24 protein-coding genes and 1 tRNA gene are annotated in these 22,324 nt (G+C 72.0%); 12 read left to right on the forward strand and 13 right to left on the reverse strand.

Annotated elements, in window-relative coordinates; translation table 11 throughout:
• The first annotated feature begins 58 nt into the window (after nucleotides 1-58).
• The gene (locus DVK06_RS05690; protein WP_053772714.1) at nucleotides 59-808 is read left to right on the forward strand and encodes an SDR family oxidoreductase; all 750 of its coding nucleotides are present in this window, start codon (nucleotides 59-61) and stop codon (nucleotides 806-808) included.
• 329 nt (nucleotides 809-1,137) lie between these two features.
• Nucleotides 1,138-1,989 (forward strand): NAD(P)-dependent oxidoreductase, encoded by an 852-nt coding sequence (locus DVK06_RS05695; protein ID WP_121599620.1) that lies wholly within the window; start codon nucleotides 1,138-1,140, stop codon nucleotides 1,987-1,989.
• 39 nt (nucleotides 1,990-2,028) lie between these two features.
• Here DVK06_RS05695 and thiE read toward each other — a convergent pair whose 3' ends face one another.
• The gene (gene thiE, locus DVK06_RS05700; RefSeq protein ID WP_121599621.1) at nucleotides 2,029-2,661 is read right to left on the reverse strand and encodes a thiamine phosphate synthase; all 633 of its coding nucleotides are present in this window, start codon (nucleotides 2,659-2,661) and stop codon (nucleotides 2,029-2,031) included.
• Nucleotides 2,662-2,776: 115 nt separating this feature from the next.
• Here thiE and DVK06_RS05705 point away from each other — a divergent pair, with 115 nt between their 5' ends.
• The gene (locus DVK06_RS05705; RefSeq protein WP_121599622.1) at nucleotides 2,777-4,228 is read left to right on the forward strand and encodes an MATE family efflux transporter; all 1,452 of its coding nucleotides are present in this window, start codon (nucleotides 2,777-2,779) and stop codon (nucleotides 4,226-4,228) included.
• Nucleotides 4,229-4,249: 21 nt separating this feature from the next.
• Here DVK06_RS05705 and DVK06_RS05710 read toward each other — a convergent pair whose 3' ends face one another.
• The 6 genes from DVK06_RS05710 to DVK06_RS05735 all read right to left on the reverse strand — a co-directional run bounded on the left by DVK06_RS05710 (nucleotide 4,250) and on the right by DVK06_RS05735 (nucleotide 10,348).
• Complete coding sequence (locus DVK06_RS05710; protein ID WP_053772718.1) at nucleotides 4,250-5,107, reverse strand: mechanosensitive ion channel family protein; 858 nt, start codon at nucleotides 5,105-5,107, stop codon at nucleotides 4,250-4,252.
• A gap of 94 nt (nucleotides 5,108-5,201) precedes the next feature.
• The gene (gene cofG / locus DVK06_RS05715; protein WP_121599623.1) at nucleotides 5,202-6,365 is read right to left on the reverse strand and encodes a 7,8-didemethyl-8-hydroxy-5-deazariboflavin synthase subunit CofG; all 1,164 of its coding nucleotides are present in this window, start codon (nucleotides 6,363-6,365) and stop codon (nucleotides 5,202-5,204) included.
• Nucleotides 6,366-6,508: 143 nt separating this feature from the next.
• Entirely contained in the window at nucleotides 6,509-7,165 is a 657-nt protein-coding gene (gene cofC, locus DVK06_RS05720; protein WP_121599624.1) for a 2-phospho-L-lactate guanylyltransferase, read from the reverse strand.
• Nucleotides 7,166-7,182: 17 nt separating this feature from the next.
• Nucleotides 7,183-8,361 (reverse strand): tubulin/FtsZ family protein, encoded by a 1,179-nt coding sequence (locus DVK06_RS05725; RefSeq protein ID WP_173230323.1) that lies wholly within the window; start codon nucleotides 8,359-8,361, stop codon nucleotides 7,183-7,185.
• A 109-nt stretch (nucleotides 8,362-8,470) separates the two neighbouring features.
• On the reverse strand, nucleotides 8,471-9,367 hold the full coding sequence (locus DVK06_RS05730) for a complex I NDUFA9 subunit family protein (RefSeq protein ID WP_121599625.1): 897 nt from the start codon (nucleotides 9,365-9,367) through the stop codon (nucleotides 8,471-8,473).
• A gap of 117 nt (nucleotides 9,368-9,484) precedes the next feature.
• Nucleotides 9,485-10,348: a universal stress protein gene (locus DVK06_RS05735; protein WP_121599626.1), complete on the reverse strand. Its 864-nt coding sequence runs from the start codon at nucleotides 10,346-10,348 to the stop codon at nucleotides 9,485-9,487.
• A 143-nt stretch (nucleotides 10,349-10,491) separates the two neighbouring features.
• Between DVK06_RS05735 and tmk the strand changes: the two genes are divergently transcribed.
• Nucleotides 10,492-11,085 (forward strand): dTMP kinase, encoded by a 594-nt coding sequence (tmk, locus tag DVK06_RS05740; RefSeq protein ID WP_053772724.1) that lies wholly within the window; start codon nucleotides 10,492-10,494, stop codon nucleotides 11,083-11,085.
• Nucleotides 11,086-11,119: 34 nt separating this feature from the next.
• Here the strand turns inward: tmk and DVK06_RS05745 are convergent, their stop codons facing one another.
• Both DVK06_RS05745 and DVK06_RS05750 read right to left on the reverse strand, forming a co-directional pair.
• Nucleotides 11,120-11,443: a hypothetical protein gene (locus tag DVK06_RS05745; RefSeq protein ID WP_053772725.1), complete on the reverse strand. Its 324-nt coding sequence runs from the start codon at nucleotides 11,441-11,443 to the stop codon at nucleotides 11,120-11,122.
• Between the two features lie 39 nt (nucleotides 11,444-11,482).
• On the reverse strand, nucleotides 11,483-12,040 hold the full coding sequence (locus DVK06_RS05750; protein ID WP_121599627.1) for a DUF5813 family protein: 558 nt from the start codon (nucleotides 12,038-12,040) through the stop codon (nucleotides 11,483-11,485).
• A 151-nt stretch (nucleotides 12,041-12,191) separates the two neighbouring features.
• On the opposite strand from DVK06_RS05750, the gene DVK06_RS05755 reads away from it, so the two are divergent.
• Nucleotides 12,192-13,496 carry a carboxylate--amine ligase gene (locus tag DVK06_RS05755; protein WP_121599628.1) on the forward strand — a complete coding sequence of 435 codons (1,305 nt, stop codon included), beginning with the start codon at nucleotides 12,192-12,194 and terminating at the stop codon, nucleotides 13,494-13,496.
• Nucleotides 13,497-13,521: 25 nt separating this feature from the next.
• Here DVK06_RS05755 and DVK06_RS05760 read toward each other — a convergent pair whose 3' ends face one another.
• Nucleotides 13,522-14,784, reverse strand: a complete 1,263-nt coding sequence (locus DVK06_RS05760; RefSeq protein ID WP_121599629.1) for an MFS transporter — start codon at nucleotides 14,782-14,784, stop codon at nucleotides 13,522-13,524.
• Between the two features lie 160 nt (nucleotides 14,785-14,944).
• Between DVK06_RS05760 and pyrF the strand changes: the two genes are divergently transcribed.
• Nucleotides 14,945-15,775 (forward strand): orotidine-5'-phosphate decarboxylase, encoded by an 831-nt coding sequence (gene pyrF, locus DVK06_RS05765; RefSeq protein WP_121599630.1) that lies wholly within the window; start codon nucleotides 14,945-14,947, stop codon nucleotides 15,773-15,775.
• Nucleotides 15,776-15,820: 45 nt separating this feature from the next.
• On the opposite strand, the gene DVK06_RS18905 is transcribed toward pyrF, so the two are convergent.
• Nucleotides 15,821-15,961, reverse strand: coding sequence for a hypothetical protein (locus DVK06_RS18905; protein ID WP_199236363.1), 141 nt, complete (start codon nucleotides 15,959-15,961; stop codon nucleotides 15,821-15,823).
• Between the two features lie 50 nt (nucleotides 15,962-16,011).
• On the opposite strand from DVK06_RS18905, the gene trmY reads away from it, so the two are divergent.
• The 5 genes from trmY (at nucleotide 16,012) to DVK06_RS05790 (ending at nucleotide 19,145) form a co-directional block, all read left to right on the forward strand.
• A complete protein-coding gene (gene trmY / locus DVK06_RS05770) occupies nucleotides 16,012-16,626 on the forward strand; it encodes a tRNA (pseudouridine(54)-N(1))-methyltransferase TrmY (RefSeq protein ID WP_121599631.1) in 615 nt (204 codons plus the stop codon).
• Nucleotides 16,607-17,023 carry a CHY zinc finger protein gene (locus DVK06_RS05775; RefSeq protein WP_082356887.1) on the forward strand — a complete coding sequence of 139 codons (417 nt, stop codon included), beginning with the start codon at nucleotides 16,607-16,609 and terminating at the stop codon, nucleotides 17,021-17,023. Before trmY ends, DVK06_RS05775 begins: the two co-directional genes overlap by 20 nt.
• Nucleotides 17,024-17,399: 376 nt before the next feature.
• A tRNA-Pro gene (locus tag DVK06_RS05780) sits at nucleotides 17,400-17,472 on the forward strand.
• A gap of 92 nt (nucleotides 17,473-17,564) precedes the next feature.
• Entirely contained in the window at nucleotides 17,565-18,338 is a 774-nt protein-coding gene (locus DVK06_RS05785) for a DUF429 domain-containing protein (protein ID WP_121599632.1), read from the forward strand.
• 105 nt (nucleotides 18,339-18,443) lie between these two features.
• Nucleotides 18,444-19,145: a TVP38/TMEM64 family protein gene (locus DVK06_RS05790; RefSeq protein ID WP_053772733.1), complete on the forward strand. Its 702-nt coding sequence runs from the start codon at nucleotides 18,444-18,446 to the stop codon at nucleotides 19,143-19,145.
• A gap of 51 nt (nucleotides 19,146-19,196) precedes the next feature.
• Here the strand turns inward: DVK06_RS05790 and DVK06_RS05795 are convergent, their stop codons facing one another.
• Together DVK06_RS05795 and DVK06_RS05800 are read right to left on the reverse strand one after the other, a co-directional pair.
• Complete coding sequence (locus DVK06_RS05795) at nucleotides 19,197-19,619, reverse strand: GtrA family protein (protein WP_053772734.1); 423 nt, start codon at nucleotides 19,617-19,619, stop codon at nucleotides 19,197-19,199.
• Complete coding sequence (locus DVK06_RS05800) at nucleotides 19,616-21,139, reverse strand: sulfatase-like hydrolase/transferase (protein WP_121599633.1); 1,524 nt, start codon at nucleotides 21,137-21,139, stop codon at nucleotides 19,616-19,618. Before DVK06_RS05800 ends, DVK06_RS05795 begins: the two co-directional genes overlap by 4 nt.
• 158 nt (nucleotides 21,140-21,297) lie before the next feature.
• Here DVK06_RS05800 and DVK06_RS05805 point away from each other — a divergent pair, with 158 nt between their 5' ends.
• Nucleotides 21,298-22,254: an alpha/beta fold hydrolase gene (locus DVK06_RS05805; protein WP_121599634.1), complete on the forward strand. Its 957-nt coding sequence runs from the start codon at nucleotides 21,298-21,300 to the stop codon at nucleotides 22,252-22,254.
• Nucleotides 22,255-22,324 lie beyond the last annotated feature (70 nt).

Genomic DNA, 22,324 nt, shown 5'->3' on the forward strand with positions numbered 1-22,324 from the left:
CGGTCGTCTCGCCCCGAGTGGATACCACTAAGTCGCCGACGCGCGTACCTGTGTTTACATGGATCTGACGGTCGCGATCACCGGAGCAACGAGCGGGATCGGACGAGCCGTCGCCGAGGCGTTCGTCGACGAAGGGGCGTTCGTCGCCGTCTCCGGGCGCGACGGCGAGGCCGTCGATCGGACCGTCGCGGCGCTGAACGGCGGGGGCGGCGACGCGGACGAGAGGACCGAAGCCGACGACGGGAGCGACGACGCCGCCGAGCGCGGCGCCGCGTGGGGCGACCGCGTCGACGTGCGCGACGAGTTCGACCTCGAACGCTTCTTCGAGCGGACGGCCCGCGAGGCCGGCCCGATCGACGTGGTGTTCGCGAACGCCGGCGTGTTCCACGGCGCGCCGGGCGAGCGGCCGACGACCGAGGTCACCTACGCCGACTACGACGACACGATGCGGACGAACGCGCGCGGCGTGTTCGCGACGATATCGGAGGCGGTCCCCCACCTGGCCGACGGCGCGCGCGTCGTCGTCCCGTCGGGCGCGGTCGCGGCCGAGTCCAAGCCCGGGATGGGCGCGTACGCGGTGTCGAAGGCGGCCGCCGAGGCGGTCGCGCGCGGCTTCGCCGCCGACCTCGACGCGACCGTCGGCGTCGTCGACCCCGGCCTCGTCGCCACCGACCTCACGGGCAAGGAGCGCGCCCGCGACCCGGAGAGCGTCGCGCCGCTGTTCGTCTGGGCCGCCACCGAAGCGCCCGCCGAGGACCTGAACGGCGGGCGGCTGGGCCTTCGGGAGTGGAAGTCCGCGACGCGATAAGAGTGGATTGTGTCCGGATTGGCGGTCGCGAAGGCCCCGACCGCTCGCTGGTAAATAATCGATAACGGGGCGGTGACAACCACCTCCAAAGCCCCAGTCCCGCCCCGCACCGCACCTCACGCCTCCCCAGCCTCGTCAGACGCGTCTGACGGGCTCCCTCCGGTCGCCCTCGCGGCGCCTGACTCCCTCGCGCGTGCCGCTTCGCGGCCTGTCGGCCGCTCGCAGGCACGCGCCACCGCATCGTTCGCTTATTACCAATTGTCGCCGCCGCGCGTCGATTCCGCGAATCGACCACCGAGAATTATCCCCCGGCCGGTCGAACGGGCGGTATGCCACTCGCGGACCCCGACCTCTCGGGCTCGACGGCGTTCATCACCGGAACGACTCGCGGCATCGGCAAGCAGATCGCGCTCGCGCTCGCCGACCGCGGCTGTAACGTCGTCTCGACGGGCAAGACGACCGACGACGACGACTCCGAGCTGGAGGGGTCGATCGAGCAGACGGCCCGCGAGGTGCGCGAGCGCGGGCCGGAGGCGCTCCCGCTCGAACTGAACCTCCGCGACGAGGACCGCGTCGAGGCGGTCGTCGAGGAGGCGATCGACCGCTTCGGCGAGGTCGACATCGTGATCAACAACGCCAGCGCGATCCAGCTGGCGAACGTCGCCGACCTGCCCGCCGACCGCTTCGACCTCCTGACGGACGTGAACGTGCGCGGGACTCACCTCGTCGCGCACGCCTTCGCCGACCACCTCGCGGGGCTCGACGAGGCGTGGCTCCTGACGAACGCGCCGCCGGTCACGACCGACCGCTCGCCGGGCAAGGCGCCGTACGCGTGGTCGAAGCTCGGGATGTCGTTCGTCACCCTCTCGCTCGCAGAGGAGCTCGGGAGCGACGACGTGGGCTGTAACACGTTCTGGCCGGTGACGACCATCGACACCCGCGCGACGCGCTACTTCGGGCTCGGGACCGAGGACGACTGGCGCACCCCCGAGGTCGTCTCCGACGCGGTCCTCGAGATCCTCGCCCGCGACCCGGCCGAGTGTACGGGAAACAGCTTCTACGACGAGGGACTGCTCCGCGACGCGGGCGTCACCGACTTCTCGGCGTACAACCTCACAGAGGGCGACCCGGCGCCGATGTCGGCGCGGCTGTTCGACCCGGAGTTCGAGCGCGACTGGTGACCGCGCCGGTGCGGTCGACGCCACACCGGCGGGGCCGGATCACTCCGTCACGGCCTCGCGCAGCGCCGCGGTCGCCGCCGCCGGGTCCTCGGCGGCGGTGATCGCCGACAGCGCCGCGACGCCGGTCGCGCCCGCCTCGACCACGGGCGCGGCGTTGCTCGCGTCGATCCCGCCGATCCCGAAGACGGGGACGTCGACCGCGTCGGCCACCGCGGCGATCCGCTCGACCCCGATCCCGTCCCGGTCGCCGGAGACGTCCTTCGAGTCGGTGCCGTAGACGGCCCCCACGCCGAGGTAGTCCGCGCCCGCGGCCTCGGCCGCCTCGGCCTGCTCGACCGTCGAGGCCGAGACGCCGACGACCGCGTCCTCGCCCAGCCGCTCGCGGGCGACCGCGACCGGGAGGTCCGTCTGCCCGAGGTGGACGCCGTCGGCGTCGACGGCGGCGGCGAGGTCGATCCGGTCGTTGACGAGCAGGGGGACCCCGGCCTCGGCGGTCAGCTCGCGGAGCCGGAGCCCCGTCTCGTAGCGCTCGCGGTCGGTCGCCGCCTTGTCGCGGAGCTGGACGACGTCGAGCCCCCCGTCGAGCGCGGCCGCCACTACCTCGGGGGTCGCGCGCCCCGCGGAGCGGCTTGCCGCCGTGACGAGGTACGTCCGCCACTCGCTGGTATTCACGTGTGGTATAGTCCAGTGGTCGCGTCAAAACGGTTGCGCTCCGACCGCGGCCGCGCGGCCCGGTCGCGGGCCGTGACGGACAGACACAAGCCGGCGCGACCCGTACGGGAGTCCAATGCTATCCCGGCTCCGGAACGGCGCCGCGCGCGTCGCCGAGGCGGTCGCGGGCGCGCTCGACCGGGCCGGCGTCATCGACCGGTCGCGGCTGGACGAGACGATGGGGCTGGCGTGGCCCCGGATCGTGACGGGGTTCGCGATCATGTCGAAGAACACCGTCGACCTCGCGGTGATCGGGTACGCGGTCGGGGTGTCGGCGGTCGCGGGCATGGGGTTCGCGTTCGCGTACTGGCAGCTGGCGAAGTTCGTCTCCATCGGGCTCGCGGGCGGCACCGTCTCGCTCGTCTCGCAGAACTACGGCGGCGAGGAGCGCGGGCGCGCCGGCCTCGTGGTCAAGCAGTCGCTGATCGTGGCCGCGCTGCTGGTCGCGCCCATCGTCGCGGGGTACGTCCTCGGCGCGGAGCGGCTGATTTCGCTCGTGGGCGGCGAGGGGGCTGCGCTGGCGGCGGGGACCACCTACCTCGCGGTCACGGCGCCCGCGCTCGCCTTCGAGTTCTTCAACATGATCGCCAGCCGGACGTACGCCGGCGTCGGCGACACCCGCACCCCGATGGTCGCGCGCGCCGGCGGTGCGATACTGAACGTCGTCCTCACGGTCTGGCTCGTCCTCGGCGCGGGGTTAGGCGTGTTCGGCGCCGGCCTCGGCACCGCGGTCTCCATCGCCGCCGTCGGGCTCGTCCTCGCGTGGGGGATGACCGGGCGGTCGTACCTCGGCCGCGGCGCCTCCCCCGTCCCGGTCGGCCGCTCCGGCCCGTGGTTCGACGCCGGGCTGACGCGCCAGCTGCTCCGGGTCTCGTCGCCCCTGATCGCGCGCCGCGTCGCCGAGGGCGTCGTCGTCTTCCCGCTCCTGTGGGTCGCGTCGTCGTTCGGTCAGGCGACCGTCGCCGCCCTGGAGGTCGGCCGCCGCGTCAGGGCGCTGCTCGGCAGCTTCAGCTGGGGGTTCTCCATCGCCGCGAGCACGCTCGTCGGCCAGCGGCTCGGCGCCGGCGAGGAGGCGCTCGCCACGGCGTACGGCCGCGACGTGATCTCCCTGTCGGCGGTCGTCTACGTCCTCGCGTCGGCCGCGGTGATCGCCGCCGCCACGCCGATCGCGGGCGTGTTCGTCGACGAGCCGGCGGCGGTGAGCGCCACCGCGGCGTTCGTCGTCGCCGCCGCGGTGAGCGCGCTGCCGCTCGGCGTGGACGGCTCGATAACGGGGTCGCTTCGCGGCGCGGGCGACACGCGCTGGCCCTTCCTCGCGTCGATGATCGGCCTGTACGCGTTCGCGCTCCCGGTCGCGCTGGTCGGCCTCGTCACGCCGCTCGGCGTCGGCGGGCTCTACGCGGCGCTGGTGGCTGAGAAGCTGGTGCCGGCCGGGTTGAACGGCTACCGGTTCCGCTCGAACCGGTGGCAGGCGGTCAGCCGGCAGTACCGGCCCGACGCGGGCGAGGCGGAGGAAGAGGTCGGATAGCGGTGCGGACGCGGCTGCGGCCTACTCGGCGGCGACCTCCTCGATCACTTCGACGCTGCCGGTGAGCTGCCGGTGGACGTACGGCATGTCGATGCCGGCGTCGTCGAACGACTCCTTCACCGCGGTGACGTACTCGGAGCGAACGCGGACGAAGTCGCCGCGGTCGGGGTCGGCGATCCACCACCGCGACTGGAGCCCGACGGCCGAGTCGCCGAGCTCGACGAGCCGGACCGAGACGCCGGGGTCGTCGAGGATCTCCTCGTGGGCCTCGGCCTCCTCGACGATGATGTCGGTCGCCTCGTCGATGTCGTCGTCGTAGCCGATCCCGAAGACGAACTTCTGTCTGAGCGTGTCGTAGGCGACGGGGTTCGTGACCGCGCTGTTCGCGAGGTCGCCGTTCGGCACCGTCACCAGTTCGTTATCGAACGTCCGGACCCGCGAGACCCGGAGGTCGATCTCCTCGACGCGGCCCGAGTTGCCGTTCCACTCGATCCAGTCGCCGACCTCGAACGGCTTGTCCTTGAGGATGAACACGCCGGCGACGAAGTTCCCGAGGAGCTCCTGTGCGGCGAAGCCGACCGCGAGCGCGATGGCGCCGCCGAACACGGCGAACGCAGAGAGGAAGCTCCCGTAGCCGGCGACGGCGAAGCCGATCGCGACCGCGGCCACCCAGACGACGGCGTTGAGGACGTTCGTGCCGAGGCTCAACACCGCCTCGTCGAACCCGCGCGCCCTGACGACCCGTCGCAGCCCCGGGATGAGGACGAGCTTTCCGAGCAACAACACGGCGACGAAGCCGGCGACGAACCTGACCACCGTCACGGCGATCGCCGCCACGTCGACCGCGTTCGCGATCGCGTCGAGCTGTAAGGGGAGCATCGTCACCCCGTTCGCGAGACTATATAAAGAAGCTACTGGCAGCGCGCTTGTTTACTCCCGGCCGGAGGAGGCGCTCGCCCGGCGCGGCGGCGTGTCAGTCGCTCCGCACCGCGAGCGGCCCGTCGCCGCGAGCGACCGCGCGCAGCCGACGGCCGTGGACGTCGTCGTCGGCCATCCGCTCGCGAACCGCCGGAGGGATCCACGCCTCGCGACCGTCGGGATCGGGGGCCCGGTCGACGCCCGGCGGCCGGATGTCGTCGGGGAGGTACCGGGCGTACGTCGGGAGGCGCTCGCGGAGCGGCACGCCGCCGGCGTCCGCCACGGCCTCGAGCCCGCGGAGGTCGGGCCACTCGTACGCCGGGTTGATGTAGTCGTCCGTCACCGGCGAGACGCCCCCGAGGTCGTCGATCCCGCAGTCGACGAGCTCCGCCGCCGGCGAGAGGTTCGGCGGGACCTGAACGGAGACCTCGGGCGGCAGCGCCGCGCGTGCCATCGCGACGACGCGGCGCATCACGTCGCGGTCGGGCCTCGAGAAGTCGGAGCGCTCGTTGGGCACGACGTTCTGGACGATCACCTCCTGGACGTGGCCGAACCGCTCGTGGAGGGCCCGGATCGCGAGCAGGCTCTCGGCGCGGTCGCGCCAGTCCTCGCCGATGCCGACCAAGACGCCGGTCGTGAACGGGACGCCCTGTCGACCGGCGGCGCGGATCGTGTTGAGCCGCTGGCCGGGCGTCTTCCGGCGCCCCCCGGCGTGCGCGTCGACGTCCGCGGTCGTCTCCAGCATGACGCCCATCGACGCGTTCACCTCGCGGAGGTCCGCGAACTGCGCCTCGGTCAGGTCGCCCGGGTTCGAGTGGGGGAGCAGCCCCTCCTCCAGGGCGATCTCGCAGGCCCGGTAGAGGTACTCGTGGATCGAGTCGAACCCCCACTCGGCGAGCGTCTCGTGGATCTCGGTGTACCGCTCGTCCGGATCGTCGCCGAACGTGAACAGCGCCTCCGTACAGCCAGCGTCGGCGCCGACGCGGCACTGCTCGCGCACCTCGGCGGGCGACAGCAGCGACGCCTCGCCGGGCACGTCGTAATAGGTACAGTAGGTACAGGTGTACCGGCACGCCGTCGTGAGCGGGATGAAGACGTTGCGCGCGAAGGTCAGCCGGTCGGCGGCCTCGACGTCGTCCGGGCCGACCGAGAGCAGTCGCTCGACCGCCCGGTCGGCGACAGTCACGTCGACCCCGTACTCGTCGGCCCCGGCGAACACGGCCGTCACTCGCGGTCGGCGTTTAAAAAGAATCGCGGTTGCGGATCCCCCCGACGACACCGGAACCGGTTACGCCCGGCGACAGGCGGAGGAGACGACCGCGGCGATGGGTGGAGAAAACGACCGCGGCGACCCTGTCTCGGTCACTCTCGAACGACAGCGACGCGGCCCTCGGACGCGTCGAGCGCGAAGCCGGCCTCGCGGAGCCACGCCGCCGCGCGGCCCTCGCCGTGGATCAGCACCTCGGCGAGGTCGTCCGGCTCGTCGACGTCGGTCCCGAGGCGGTGCGAGTCGACCGCGGCGAACGACGCGCCGACCTCGGCCGCGATGTCGCGGTGGTCGAGGTAGGAGGCGCCGTGGTAGTCCACCCGGAACTCGGGGTGCGAGGCGACGAAGGCGTTCGTGCCGCCGCCGCGGCCCGGCACCATGGCAACTTCCGCGTCGCGCCCGGCCGCGAACAGGCGCTCGACCGCGTCGGGGGTCGCCAGCGCGAGGTCCGCCATCACGACGGCGACCGGTTCGGGGGGGCCGTCGGCGTCGCTCTCGTCGCTGTCAGCCCCCAGTCGCGCGTCCAGCGCCGCGTTCACGGCCGCGGTCAGCGGGCGGTCGTCGACGGTGACCGGGCGGTCCGCGTCGACCGCGTCGGTGGCGAGGACGTGCGGCTCGCCGCCGGCGGCGGCGACGGCGTCCAGCACGTCGTCGAGCATCGCGCGGGCGAACGCCGAGCGCTCGTCGGGGGAGAGGGCGTCCGAGAGTCGCGACTTCGGACGGTCGGTCGAGAAGGGAACGATGACCTCCATCGCGGCGGTGGGAGGTCTTAGAACAGGGATTCCAGCTCGTCGCTGTCGTCGTTGACGAGCTCGTCGAGGTTGTCGTCGCTCTCCTCGCGGATCTCGTCGAGGTTGTCCTGCGCCTCGATGGCGACCTGCTGGAGCTCCTTGATCCGCGGGACGTTCGTGACGCCCGCGAGCAGGATCACGGTCGCGACGAAGCCGGCGCCGCGGTACGGGTAGTCCCCGCCCCGGACCTCCATCGAGCCGGTCTGCTCTTCGAGCCACTTGCGGCCGCGCTCGATGCCCTTCCGGTTGAGGTACTCCGGCGGCCCGGCGAGCACGAGCAGCGCGCGCTCCGCGCCCTCGATCTCACAGGGCAGCGTGAGCCGGCCGAGCGCCGCCTTCCGGACGAGGCTGGTGATCCGGTTGGTGGTGTGGGCGCTGTCGAGCTCCTCGTCGTTGCCGTCGTCGCGGAGCCGCGAGAGCAGGCCGCCCGAGGAACGCTCCTCGACCTCCTCCTCCGCGTAGCCGACCGTGGAGACGCCGCCGCCGGAGAGCGTGTTGATGATCTCCGAGGAGTCGACGACGCTCTCGGCGACCTCCTGACCCTGCTGGATCTCGCCGGCGCCGAAGAGGATGCCGAACCGCCGGACGATCTCCTCGTTGATCTCCTCGTAGCCGCCTTGGACGGACTCGCCCGTCTTCCGCCAGGCGTCGTTGTCGAACACCATCAGGTTGTCCACCTCGCGGACGAACGTCTGGAACGAGCGGGCCGCGTTGAGGGTGTAGATACCTCCCTCGTCGCTGCCCGGCAGGATGCCGAGCCCGTAGACGGGCTCGGTGTAGATCCGCTTGAGGTGCTTCGCGAGCACCGGCGCGCCGCCGGAGCCCGTCCCGCCGCCGAGGCCGGCGACGACGAGGAAGGCGTCGACCTCGTGGACCGGGATCGAGTCGATGGCGCCCTGGACCTCGTCGATGTCCTCCTCGGCGATCTCCGCGCCCAGTTCGTTGTCCGCGCCGACGCCGTGGCCCTTCACGCGCGACTGGCCGATGAGGACGCGCTGGTCCTCGGCGATGTGTTCGAGCCCCATGAGGTCCGCCTTCGCCGTGTTGACGGCCGCCGCGGCTCGAACGATCTCGGAGCCCGTCCGCTTGTCGTACTCCAAGAACTTGTCGACGACTTTACCCCCCGCCTGTCCGAATCCGATCATTGCGAGTTTCATCGTGTGCTCCCTCCGCGTTTGAACTGAACAGAACGCGATCTCGTATATAAGCCTTCGGTTGCCGTTACCAGCGTTGAGATTAGGACAGTTGACACGTTCAGTCCCCCGGTCATCGGATCCCGAGGTGTTCGCCGAGCGTCGTCAGGTCCGCCTGGTCGACGCCGAAGGCGCCGACGTCGCTGTCGGCGGTCGTGTTGTCGAACTTCAGCGACCGGTACTGGTCCGGCCCCATCGGGAACCCGGGCACCGCCCCGAGCACCGAGAGGCCGACCTTCGCGAGCGGCATCGGCAGCGGGACGATGGTGACGCCCTTCCGTTCCGCCTCGTAGACGAGGTCCGTCACCTGCCGGAGCGTGAGCACCTCCGGGCCGCCGATCTCGTAGGTCTCGCCGGCGTGCTCGTCGTCCGTCACCGCGGCGGCGATCATCGGTACGAGGTCCTCGACGTGGATCGGCTGGAACCGCGTCTTCCCGCCGCCGGGGAGCGGGTACAGCGGGACCCCCGGCGCGAACATCCCCTTCAACCGCTTGGTGAAGGAGACGAACTCGCCGCCCTCGCCGAAGACGACGGAGGGGCGGAAGACCGTCCAGTCGAGGTCGCTGTCCCGGACGATTTCCTCCGCCTCGCCCTTCGCGCGGATGTAGGCGGTGTCGCCGTTCGGGTCCGCGCCGAGCGCGCTGAGCTGGACGAACCCGTCGACGCCGCCGTCCTCCGCCGCGCGGACCAGGTTCTCCGTCCCGCCGCGGTGGATCCGGTCGTGCATGCGGTTGCCGCCGTCGGGCTCGAACAGCGGCGAGAGCGCGACCAGGTTCACGACCGCGTCGTGCCCCTCGACGGCCGAGGCGATGGAGTCGTAGTCGGTCACGTCGCCGCTGACGCCCGTCACGCCCTCCGGCGCCTCCTCGGGCGATCGGGAGAGCGCGGTCACGGCGTGGCCGTCGTCGGCGAGCGAGCGACAGAGGTACGACCCGATGAATCCGGTCCCCCCGGCTACCAACACTTTCATGCGAGCCACGAGGCGTGGAAGGCCCGTAAACCTACCGCGATGTCAGACGCTCGCGGACGCCGGCGCGATCCGGGGCAGGGAGGTCCGCGGCGAGGGCGGTTGACCCGTTTGTCGCGGTCACTCCTCGTCCGGAACCGGGACCGTCAGCACCGGAACGGGAGCGCTGCGGAGGGTGCGCTCGGCGACGCTGCCCAGCAGGTACCGGCCCACGCCGGTCCGCCCGTGCGTCCCCATCGTCACGAGATCGACGCCGGGGTCGTCGACGTACGACAGGATCCCCCGGGCGGGCGAGGAGGCGACCTCGACGGCGCCGACCGCCTCCAGTCCGGCCGCCTCGGCGCGTTCGACGCCTGCCGCGACCGCGTCGTCGGCGTACTCCGAGAGCACGTCGACGTCGACGTGGTCCCCGACGCCGATGCCGCCGGTGTCGACGACCGAGAGGACGTGGACCGTCGCCCCGGCCCGTTCGGCGACCGGGAGTGCGCGGTCGAGCGCGGCGGTCGCGGCCGGGCTCCCGTCGGTGGGCACCAGCACGTCCTCGTACGGGTACGGGACGGCCTCGTCGCCCGGCCGGAGGGCCAGCACCGGCACCGGTGAACGCCGGACGACGCGTTCCGTGGTGCTGCCGACGAGGCGTTCGACGCCCTGCCGCCCGCGCGTGGACATCGCGACGAGGTCGGCGTCGGTCCGGTCCGCGTAGTCGACGACCGTCTCGGGGACGCCCCCCTGCTCGACGGCCGTCTCCGCGTCGACGCCGCGCTCCGCGGCGCGCGCGGCCGTCGCCTCGACGATCGACTCGCCCTCCGTCTCCAGCACGTCGACCACGTCGCGGCCGATGCGCGTTACGCTGTCGCGGGTCGTGTCCGCGACGTGGAGGACGTGGACGGTCGCGCCGTGGTCGGCGGCGATCGCCAGGACGTGGTCGAACGCCGCCGCGGCCGCGTCGCTGCCGTCGGTGGGGACGCAGATCCGGTCGAACATATCCGCCCGGTCGCGCCCGCGGGTGAAAAACGCTCGCGTCGCTCTCGCCGCCGTCGACCAGCGCGCTCGAACGCGTCGCGACGCCCCCGAGCGACCCCGTTCCGACCCGGGCCGTTTATTCCTCGCCGCGGCGGAACGCGACCATGCTGATCACGCTGGAGGGGCTCGACGGCAGCGGCAAGACGACGGTCTGGGAGGCGCTACATGACGTGTACCCCGACGCGACGTTCACCCGCGAGCCCACCGACAGCTGGTACGGCGAGGCGGTCGGGCGCTCGATGGGCGACCCGGACGCCGACCCGCTCGCGGAGCTGTTTCTGTACACCGCCGACCACGCGAACCACCTCTCGGAGACGGTGCGTCCGGCGCTCGCGGACGGCGGCCTCGTGATCGCCGACCGGTACTCCGACTCGCGGTTCGCCTACCAGGGGGCGACGCTCGCGCGCTCGGACGCCGGGATCGAGCGACCGCTTGAGTACGTCCGCGGGATCCACGCCGCCTTCTCGCGCCCGCCGGACGCGACGATCTACCTCGACTTGGACCCGAAGACCGCGGCCGAGCGGGCGGGCCGGACCGACAAGTTCGAGCGCGACGGCTACCTCGCCGCCGTGCGCGACAACTACGAGCGGCTGATCGACGCCGACCCCGGTCGGTTCCATCGCGTCGACGCGACGCGCGCGCCGGAGGACGTGGTCGCTCGGGTCGAGGACATCGTGGCCGGCTTGGTCGACCGCTGACCGCCGGGGCAGCCGCGGGCGACGGCGGTCGCCGTCAGCGCGTGTCCGGCAGTTCGTAGTCGTCGGGCGACGGGACGTAGAGGTAGTCGATGGCGACCCCGAGCGCCAAGGGGAGCGCGATCAGGAGCGCCAACAGGATCGTCGAACTCCCCACGTCGATCCCGGTTCCCACGCCGAGCGCGCCGGTAAACACGAGCGTGGAGACGAGCAGGAGCAGGGGGGTCAACACGAGCGTGTAGAGGACGGATCCCCACGACGTGGAGAGCTGAATCCGGAAGAACCGGGTCGCGACCCCGGCGAGGAACGTGTGGAACGCCACCAAGGCGAGGAGGCTGCCGAACCCGAACAGCGCGAGCATGGTCGCCGTACGGGCCGCCGACACTTCCCCCTATCGGCCTCAGACGGGACCGCCGCCGCCCTGCTGCCGCGCGGCCGAGAGCAGGTCCGAGACGGGCGCCGTGTACTCGTAGCCCGGGATGACGCCCTGGACGTACGTCCCCTCGACGAAGTCGATCAGCGCGCCCGCGTCGTCGACGCCGCGGCGCTCGTTGACGTCGACGAACTCGTAGGCGACCGTTATCTCGTCGCCCTCGCGCTCGACGACGGGGTCGAACTCGCGGTCCGTCCGGGTGACGCCGCCCACGTCGACCGCGCGGCGCTCGAACGTGTCGGCCCAGCCGTCCTCGACCACGTCGGCCACCTCGTCGGCGGTGACGGCTGACAGCGTCGGCACGCGGACGGTGACCGCGAACGCGATCCGTCCCTCAGCCGCCGGCTCGGCGCGGACGCGGCCGTCGAACGCGGTGGTCGTCGAGACCCAGGCGTCGCCCTCGCGCTCGAACGAGCCGTGGGCCGCGAACGCGCGCCGGACCCGGTCGGGGAGCTCGTCGGCCGTGGCGGCGTCGTCGGCGTCGTCGACGCGCTCGGCGTCGGCCTCGTCTTCGGTTTCGGTCATACCGATCCGGAGGCGACGCGCCCTGAAAAGCCGCTCGCGTCGCCCGCGCGAACCGCGACCGCCGACGCGGACGATCCCCGCTCCGTCCTCGATACGGGCACTCCGGGCCGGCACGTGGGACCCTTTTGTGCGTCCGCCGACGAGGCGGGGTATGGCAGACACGTTCCGGTCCACGGAGGGACTGATCGACGCGCTCGCGGGCGCCGAGTTCGACCGGCCGCCGGCGCTCGTCAGCAACGCGCACATCACCGGGCTCGGCGTCGCTCGCGCGCTCGACGCCCACGACGTGCCCGTGATCGCGCTCGACCGGGCGGGCGGCGACGCGGGAGCCGACGCCGGAGCCGTCGCCCACGACGGGCTCGCGCCGCCGTCCGACGCGGTCGACTACGCCGGGGCGGTGACGTACCCGCTCGACGACCTCGACGGGTTCCGCGAGGACGTGGAGGCGGTCGCCGACGCCGCGGGCACCGAGGCGGTCGCGTTCGGCTGTATGGACGAGTGGGCGCTGTCGTACGCCGAGGCCGATCCCGACGGCGTCCGGCTCCCGTTCGCCGGCAGCGAGACGCTCGACGACGTGTTGAACAAGTCGGAGCTGTACGCGACCTGCGAGGCGCTCGGCGTCCCCTACCCGGAGACGTACCGGCTGGCGGAGACCGCGGCGGCGGCGACGCGCGAGCCCGACGCGACGGTCGAGGAAGCGGCCGACGCGCTCGGCTTCCCGCTGGTGGTGAAACCCGAGCTCAAGCGCGACTTCGAGGAGGCGTTCGGCACCAACGTGATCGAGGTCGCGGACCGCGGGGAGTTCGCGGACGTCGTCGCGGCCGCGAGCGACGAGGGGATCGCGGTGATGGCCCAGAAGCGAGTCGACATCGCGGCGGGGCGCGACCACTCGCTCGCCTCCTACGTCCCGCCGTCCGGGAGCGGCGACGCGCTCGCGGTCGTCGGCAACGCCGCGGTTCGGTACCCGCGCAACTTCGGCACCTCCTGTCTCGTGGAGACGGCCGACGAGCCCGCCATCGAGGAGCGCGCGCTCGCCGTCCTCGGCGACGCGGGGTACCACGGGATCAGCGAGTCGGAGTTCGTCTACGACGCCGACCGCGAGGAGTTCCTGCTGCTCGACGTCAACACCCGTCCGTGGAAGTGGATCTCGATGCCGGTCGCCGCGGGCGCGAACCTCCCGATGGCCGCCTACGCCGCTGTCACGGACGCGACCTACGAGTCCGACGGCGTCGAGCCGACGCGGTGGGTGTACCTCCGCGACTACCTCTCGCTTCTGGCGGGCGACGACGCCTTCTGGGACCAGCTGTCGGCGGCCGACTGGCGCCGGCTCGTCTCCGGCGCGTTCGAGCGCGAGGGGGACCTGACGACCGGCGTGTACCGGCCTTCCGACCCGAGCCCGGCCGCGAAGCTGTTCGAGACGGAGTTCGTCGACCGCGAGTACTACTGCTCCTGTTAGCGGGCGGCGGCGCCGAGCGAGCGCCTCAGCCGTCCGGGCGTTCACCACCCGAGCCGTCGGCCGGCTCGTCGCCGACCGGGACCCGCCAGAGGAGGACGGCCGTCGCCCCGACGACGAGGACGCCGCCGCCGACGCCGAGCGCGAACAGCGGCGAGACGGCGTCGGAGATGACGCCGCTGCCGAGTTGGAACGGGACGACCGCGAGCCCGCTCACCATCGCCATCGCGCTCAGGACGGTGGCGCGGCCGAGCGTCTCCGCGCGGTCGTTGACGTACTGCCCGGCGAACGACCGCGTGACGTCCGACACCCCCCGAATCAGGAGGAACGTCGGGAGCGCGAGTACCGGGACGAAGTACATTCCGAGCAGCGCGCCGCCGACGGCGAACGGGAGCGCGAGGAACCACGCCCGCAGCCCGATCCGGTCCCGTATCGCCCCCGTGTAGTAGGTGAGGACCGCGCCGACGAGGCTGTACGCCGCGTAGAACCACCCGAGGAGGGGTTCGACCCGCGACCGCGCCACCCCGAGGTCGAGGACGACGGTCTCGAACACCGGCTGGAGGAAGACGAACGCGAGGTACGTGACGGCGGCGTACAGGACGTAGTAGTACAGCAGGAACGAGCGCATCCGACGGCGCGAGAGCACCTCCCGCACGATGCCGACGGTCCGGCGGAGGGTCAGGTCGTCCGCGTCGGCCTCCTTGTACGTCTCCGGTTCGTCGAGGGTGAGGAGCACCGCGACGCCGAGGCTCGTCACGCCGGCCGCGACGAACCACGGGTACGAGAGGTCGACGCCGCCGAGGTACCCGCCGAGGACCGCCGCGACGGCGCCGGCGGCCAGCGCCGCGGACTCGCCGCGCCCCCGAACGCGCGCGAACTCGTCCTCGGAGAGGTCGTCGGTGAGCGTGTCGTAGAGCCACGCGTCCTCGCTTCCGGAGCGGAAGTTGTAGCCCAGCGACCAGCAGACGTACAGCCCCGCCAGCGGGAGGAACGAGTCCGACAGGCCGATGCCGAGGAGCGTCGCGGAGATGAGCGCCGTCCCGATGAGGAGGCTGTTTCGCCGCCCGACGCGGTCGCCGACGTATCCGGTCGGGATCTCGCCGAACACGGTCGTCAGGTTGTACAGCGCCTCCAGGACGGCGATCTGCGTGAACGAGAGCCCCTGCGCCAGGAAGAAGAGGTACATGATCGGCCGGTAGAACTCGACCGACTTCGTCGCCTTGTAGACGTAGTACTTGACGATGGGTCCGGAGACCGCCGTCCCGAGCCTACCGCCCGTGCGACCGGCCATGCGTGTGGCGACCGACGAGGGGCCGACCGGTGTATCCTGTTATTACGGCGGCCCCGGGTCGGCACATACGTCGGCCCGGCCGGCGGGGACGCTCGCGCGCGCGCCCCGGGCCGCGGCCGCGGAACACAACGGTTAGTGCGCCCGCCGACGCAGGGCGCGTATGGGCTTCTTCGAGACGCTCGCGGACCGGATCGACGCGGTCGACAGCGTCGTGTCGGTCGGGCTCGACCCCGACCCGAGCCGACTCCCCGAGACCGTGACCGACGCCGACCTCCCGCGGTGGGCGTTCAACCGCCGGATCATCGACGCGACCCACGAGCACGCCGCCTGCTACAAGCCGAACGCGGCCTTCTACGAGGACCCGGACGGCTGGCGCGCGCTCCGCGAGACCGCGGCGTACGCCGAGGGGAAGGGCGTCCCCGTCCTGCTCGACGCGAAGCGCGGCGACATCGGGAACACCGCGCGCCAGTACGCCGGGATCCTCGACCACGTCGACGCGATCACGGTGAACCCGTACCTCGGCCGCGACTCGCTCCAGCCGTTCCTCGACCGCGCGGACAAGGGCGTGTTCGCGCTCTGTCGCACGTCGAACCCCGGCGGGGCCGACCTCCAAGACCTCGAACTCGCCTCCGGCGAGCCGCTCTACGAGCGCGTCGCCGCGCTCGCGGACACCTGGAACGCGAACGGCAACGTCGGCCTGGTCGTGGGCGCGACGACGCCCGACGAGCTGGAGACGGTCCGCGAGATCGTGCCCGAGGTCCCGTTCCTCGTGCCCGGCGTCGGCGCGCAGGGCGGCGACGCGGAGGCCGCGGTCGAACACGGGCTCGCGTCCCGGCCCGACCTCCCGGTCGACGTCGGGCTCGTGAACTCCTCGCGGGGTATCATCTTCGCCGGCGAGGAGTCGAGCCGCCCCGACGACGAGGCGACGTACTTCGGCGCCGCGGGCGACGCGGCCAAGCGGCTCAAGAAGCGACTGAACCGCCACCGATAGGTCACCGACGGCGAGGCGTTCCGGCGGGCGTCGGCTCGGCCGGCGCTACCCTCGTCCGGCGGCGCAGCCCGAGCAAACGCGGGCGGTCTCGTTCCAGTGGTCGTCGCAGACGGCGCGCCCGCAGCGGTCGCAGGCGTGACTCGCGGTCGCCGCCTCGCAGACCTGGCAGAGTCCGGTGAGGCTCACGGCGGCGGTTGGGTCGCACGGCTTATCAGGATCGGGGGCGAGCCCCGCACATGCGCCAGTTCGTCGTCATCGGCCGCGACGTGCCCACCGACCCCGACGCGATCTCGCTGTCCGACATCCCCGGGGCCGGGCGGCTCGACCTCCCCTGTCGGTGCGTGAGCGCGGGCCTCTTCCTCTCGCACGGCATCCGCGAGTCGGTCCGGGTCCACCTCGTGATCGCCGACGAGTTCGCCGTCACCGTCGACGCCGACACGGTCCGCCACCTCCACCCCGACGAGCGCAACGTCGCCGCGCGGATCCGCGACGCGCTCGACGCGAAGGCGGACGCCATCGGGCACATGCCCGCGGACGTCTCTCCCGGCGTCGAACTCCGCCGGATGGGACTCGAAGCGACCCTCGACCGGCTCGTCGGCGACGACGGCCGCGGTCCCGACGGGACCCTCGTCCAGCTCCACGAGGACGGCGACCCGCTCGTCGACGCGGAGCCGCCGAGCGATCCCGTGTTCGTGCTCTCGGACCACCACGACTTCGCGCCCGACGAGGCGGAGGTGGTCGCCGAACGCGCCGAGCGGCGGCTGCGCGTCGGTCCCGAACTGCTCCACGCCGACCACACCGTCACCGTGGTCCACAACTGGCTCGACACCGATGGCTACGCCGAGTACTGACCGCGAGACGACGACGGCGCCCGACGCCGACCCGCGCTTCGAGGTCCCCCTCCGCGGAATCGACGTCGACCCCGAGACGCGCTGCGCGCACTGGGACGACCCCGTGGACGTGATCGCGCTCCGGTTCGGCTGCTGTGAGGCGTACTACCCCTGCGACGCCTGCCACGACGCGGCGACCGACCACGAGGCGGTCCCGTGGCCCCGCGAGCGCTTCGATGAATCGGCGGTGCTGTGCGGCGTCTGCCGGACGACGCTCACCGCCCGTGAATACCTCAACGCCGGCGAAGACGCCTGCCCCGTCTGCGGCGCCGCGTTCAACCCGGGCTGTCGGAAGCACCGGGACCGGTACTTCGAGGGCGAGGGTCCGCACGACGAGGACGGCGACGACGATTTATAATCGATGACGCGGGGCGGCAGCGCGTGCCTGCGAGTGGCCGCCCTCAGCGGCCGCGAGTGAGCACGCGCGAGGGAGCGGCGAGCGCTCGGAGAGCGCGAACCGCGAGGCCGGGGAGGCGTGAGGTGCGGTGCCGTCTTGGGCGCGACTCAAACGGGTAGCCGCGAGGCCACAGTCGGCGATGGAAGCACCGGAAGGAGCACGGAGTGAGAGACTGAAGCGCGCAACGAGCGTACTGTGGCCTCGAGGCTGGGGCTTTGGAGGTGTCGGCGGCTGCTATCAATTTGCTCGTTCCTCCCCGATTCGCGTTCCATCAGTGTCTCACTGATCGCCCCCCTTTCGGAAGGATTAAAAGAACGAGCGGCCTTCTGTCGAGTGCGGGCCGGTGGGGTAGCTTGGTATCCTTCGGCCTTCGGGTGGCCGTAACCACGATTCAAATTCGTGCCGGCCCACTTCTCCCGCATCCGTTCGCCTCGGCGAGCGACGGCCGTCGGTTTCCGACGCACCGAACCGATTGAGTGTCCAGAGCCGGAACCGATCGGTAATGCCAACCGACACCGTCGCGGGCGTCGACTGGGCGGGCGGCGCGTGGCTCGCGGTCGTGATCGACGGGGACGGCGAGCCGGACGCGCGCCTTGAACGCGACCTCGAAGCGCTGTGGGCGGACGGCGTCGATCGGATCCTGGTCGACGTGCCGATCGGGCTCCCGGACGACGCGGAGACGCTGGCGGCCCGAGAGGCCGTCGACGCGGCCGCGCGGTCGGCCAGCGGCCGACCGAGCAGCGTTTTCCCCGTCCCCTCTCGGGGCGCGTGCGAGGCGGCGGCGGACGGGGGCGACTACGAGACCGTAAGCGAGCGGAACCGACGGGACCTCGACAAGGGACTGAGCCGGCAGTCGTACCACATCGCGCCGGCGGTCGGGGAGGTTGACGCGTTCCTTCGAGAGGACGAGGCGGCGCGCGAGGCGGTGATGGAGGCGCACCCGGAGGTGTGCTTCCGCGGCCTCGCCGGGCGGCCACTCGACCACTCGAAGACCGGTGCGCCGGGCGTCGGCGAGCGGCTGGACGCGCTCGCCGACCACTTCGGCGAGCCGGGCGCCGCGCTCGGGGAGATCTGTCGGGGGCTGGCCGACGGCGCGCCCGACCTCGCGGAGGCCGCGGACGCGACCGTCGACGACGCGGTCGACGCGCTCGCGCTCGCCGCCGTCGCGCGCCGGCCGGCCGACGAACTCCGATTCCTGCCGGGCGACCCCGACTACCGCGACGCCGAGGGGATCCCGATGCGGATGGCGTACTGGAGCGCGGAGCCGCTGGCGTGAGGCGCGGCCGGGATCGGGGCCCGCCGACGTACCCAGGGGAGACGAGCGAGATCCGATTCAGACGTTGGTAAGGTTCAAGTCCCTCTGTCGCCCGCTACGACACGAATGAAACTCTTCTCCTCGCGGGCGGACCGCCGGCGGGGGATCGCGGCCGCGGTCGGCGTCGCGGTCCTCGCGGTCGGGCTCTACGTCCTCGTGAGCCGCTACGCGGGCTTCCTCACCAACGCCGAGGCCCTCCGGACGTGGCTCGATCAGTTCGGCGTCTTCGCCCCCATCGTGTTCATCGGCCTCCAGGCCCTCCAGGTCGTCGTCGCCCCGATTCCGGGACAGGTCGTCGCCCTCGTCGCGGGCTTCCTCTTCGGCTCGCTCTGGGGAACCGTGTACAGCCTCACCGGCGTGCTCATCGGCAGCGCGGTCGCCTTCTCGCTCTCGAAGCGGTACGGGCGCTCCTTCGTCGAGAACGTCATCCACGAGGACGTGATCGAGCGGTTCGACGGGTTCGTCGACACCGTCGGCGTCCCCGGGCTGTTCGCGTTCGTCATCATCCCCGGCCTCCCGGACGACGCCATCTGCTTCCTGAGCGGCCTCACCAAGTGGTCGCTGCCGACGTTCATGGGCGTCATCGCCGTGGGGCGGCTCCCGGCGTACGTGCTGACGGTGTACGCCGGCGGGGAGCTCGCCAGCGGGCGGTTCCTCTCGGCGATGGCGCTGGTCGGGCTGGTCGTCGCCGCGTCAGCGGTCGGCTACTACAAGCAGGAAGCGGTCCGGGACCTCGTCGAACGGGTCGAGCCGCGGCTGCCGTTCTGAGGCGCGCGGCGCGTTGCGGGCCGAGCAATCCGGCGGTGGTCGACTCCGGGGCTACCCCCACGTCCACTGCGCGTCGAGCACGAAGCGGTAGAGGCCGCTGATGATGATCGCGACCACGTTCGCGACGAGATACATCACGCCGCCCCACTCGACGAGCGCGGCGAGGACGCCCAGCTGGATCGGGATGGCGGTGCCGCGGACCAGGTTCGTCTTCAGCAGTCCGGTGAGGTACTCGGAGACGCCCGTGTTGCGGCTCGCGCGGAACGTCCACGCGTTGTTGAGGACGTACGAGCAGACGATCGTGATCTCGATGGCGACGGCCGCGCCGACGAGGTAGTTCAGTCCCGCGGTGTCGACGAACAGCCAGAGCAGCGCTAGCTGGAGCGCGGCGGTGAGCGCGCCGACGACGACGAACCGGCGCATCTGGACCGCGATCGGTCCGCTCGCGAGGTCGCGCAGGACCGCTCTGATCATTTGTACCCGAGCGCTTCGAGGCGGGCTTCGAGGTCCTCGTCGACCTCCCCCTCGTCCTCGCCGCGCTCGGCGGCCGCCGCGGCCGCCGCCGCACCGCGCTCGCGGAGCAGTTCCGCGTGGGCGTCGACGACGGGCGCGAACCGATCGATGACCGCCTGCGCCTCCGCGTCGGGGTCGACCGCGAGGTTCGTCTGCTGGGTCGGGTCGGAGGGGCGATGGTACAGCTCTCGCCCGCCGGCGTCGACGTTCTCGATGTACGTCCAGTCCTCGTCGCGTGCGCTGACGAACAGGTCGCCGTCGGACAGCGACCGGGGGATCGGCTGCTGGGTCACGTCCTCGCCGCGAACGGTCACCGAGACGACCGGGTCGGCCGCCGACTCCTCGTCTGTCTCCGGGGGCGTCCCGTCGCCGCGCAGCGCCGGGAGGAGCGACTCGCCGTGCCAGTCGTCGGGCGCGTCGACGCCGAGGAGGTCGGCCACGGTGGGCGGGATGGCGTCCAGCCCGACCCGGCCGTCGACGCGCCCGCCGTCGAGCCCGGGGACGTCGGCCACGAACGGGACGCGGATCAGTTCGTCGTACAGCTTCGGGTAGTGCGCGAGGTGGCCGTGTTCCTGGAATTCCTCGCCGTGGTCGCCGGCGAGCAGGACCGCCGTGTCGTCGCGGACGCCGCCCGCGTCGAGCGCGTCGAGCAGCCGGCCGACGCTGGCGTCGACCTGTCGCACCGTCGCCTGATACAGGGTCCGCAGCTCCGTGAGGGTTCGTTCGTCGACTTCGAGGCCGAGGCTCGTCCGGGCGTGCGCGTGGAGCATCTGGTGGGTGCCGACGATGCCGTCCGACACCTCGCGGATGTACCGCGGCGCGGGCACGTACGGGGTGTGGGTGTCCATGTAGTGGACCCACAGGAAGAACGGTTCCTCGGTGTCGTCGACGAACGCGGTCGCGGCGTCCTCGACGTCGAACATGCGCGAGGCGTCGAGGAACGGGCGGTCGTCGCTGTCGCCGCGGAGCTTCGAGCCGAGGCGGCGGATCGGCGAGGTGGCGAGCTGGATCCACGCCTCGACGGTCGGGTGCGCGGCGAGGTACCGGCTGTAGACGCTGGAGCCGACGCTCGTGACGAACGGCTCGAACTCGTCGAACCCGTCGGGGTACCCCCAGTGCTCGGTGAGGAACCCGTTGGCGGCGTTGAAGCCGCCGGTCGCGACCCCGGCCTCGGAGACCGCCTCCGCAAGCGTCACCGACTCGTCGACGCCGATGTCGCCCGTCCGCGCGAACACCGGCTCCGAGGCGAGGATGGCGGGGAACGAGAACGGCGTCCAGTTGCCGGTCGCGAACGCGCGGTCGAACACCGTCCCCCGGTCGGCGAGGTCGTCGATCACCGGCGAGCGGCGCTCGGCGTCGTACGGGGAGACGGCGTCCGCGCGAAGCGAGTCCACCGTGACCAAGACGACGTTGGAGACGGGCGCGTCGTCGGTCGACGCGTCCGCGTCCGCGGCTGAAGGGGTCGACGAGTCAGATGTCATAGGGTACGGTGCGAATCCCCGGAGAACGCGCACACCGCGGCGGACTTCGGGATCCGCGAATATACCTGGAACGGCGATAGCCAGCGGCTTGAGGATTTCGATCCCGGGCATCTCCCGTCGAGCGTACCTATTTCCCGGTGCCGGCACACCGTGTCGACATGGACGAGACGCCAACCGGCCGGCCGGTCGACGACGGGGCGTTGCCGGAGTCGGTCCCAGACGACGAGATTCCCGAGTCGGTTCCGGGCCGATCCCGCGCGGTCGAGACGAACGGCGTGCCGCTCCACGTCGTCGAGGCCGGTCCCGAGGACGGGAAGCTGCTGGTCCTGCTCCACGGCTTCCCCGAGTTCTGGTACGGCTGGCACGACGCGATCGCGTCGCTCGCGAACGCGGGCTACCGCGTCGTCGTCCCCGACCAACGCGGCTACAACTGCTCCGGGAAGCCCTCGGCCGTGCGCGACTACCGGATCGACGAACTCGCGCGCGACGTGGTCGGGCTGATCGACGCGTACGATCGGGAGACAGCGGCCGTCGCGGGACACGACTGGGGCGCTGCGGTGGCGTGGTGGCTCGCGCTCCACCACGAGGACCGCGTCTCGGAGCTGGTCGCCGTCAACGTCCCGCACCCGAGCGTCTTCGAGCGCGCGCTCCGCACCTCGTGGGACCAGCGGCTCAAGAGCTGGTACGTGCTCGCGTTCCAGTTCCCCAGGTTGCCCGAAGCGATCGCCAGCGCCGGGAACTGGCGGCTCGCGGCGAACGCGTTACGCGACACGAGCGCGCCGGGCACCTTCACCGACGAAGACCTGCGGCGCTATCGCCGCGCGTGGGACCGCGACGGCGCCTTCGAGGCGATGGTGAACTGGTACCGCGCGATCGTCCGCGACCGCCCCGAGCCGGCGACGACGGAGGTGACGGTGCCGACGCTGGTCGTCTGGGGCGCACAGGACCGGTTCCTCGCGCGCCGACTGGCTCACGAGAGCGTCGAGCGCTGCGCCGACGGCCGGCTGCTCGTGATCGACGAGGCGAGCCACTGGGTCGTCCACGAACACCCCCACCGCGTCGCCGAGGCGATCGCGGACCACGCAGACCCGCTGCCGCCGGGCGCCCGAGAGTAATCCCTCGGCGTGGTCTCGGCGTTCCCGAGTTGGGCTCGGCGTTCGGATCGGGCGTCGCGCCGCGACGAAT

It is taken from the genome of Halorubrum sp. Atlit-28R, from assembly GCF_003665955.1.
GTDB lineage: Archaea > Halobacteriota > Halobacteria > Halobacteriales > Haloferacaceae > Halorubrum > Halorubrum tropicale.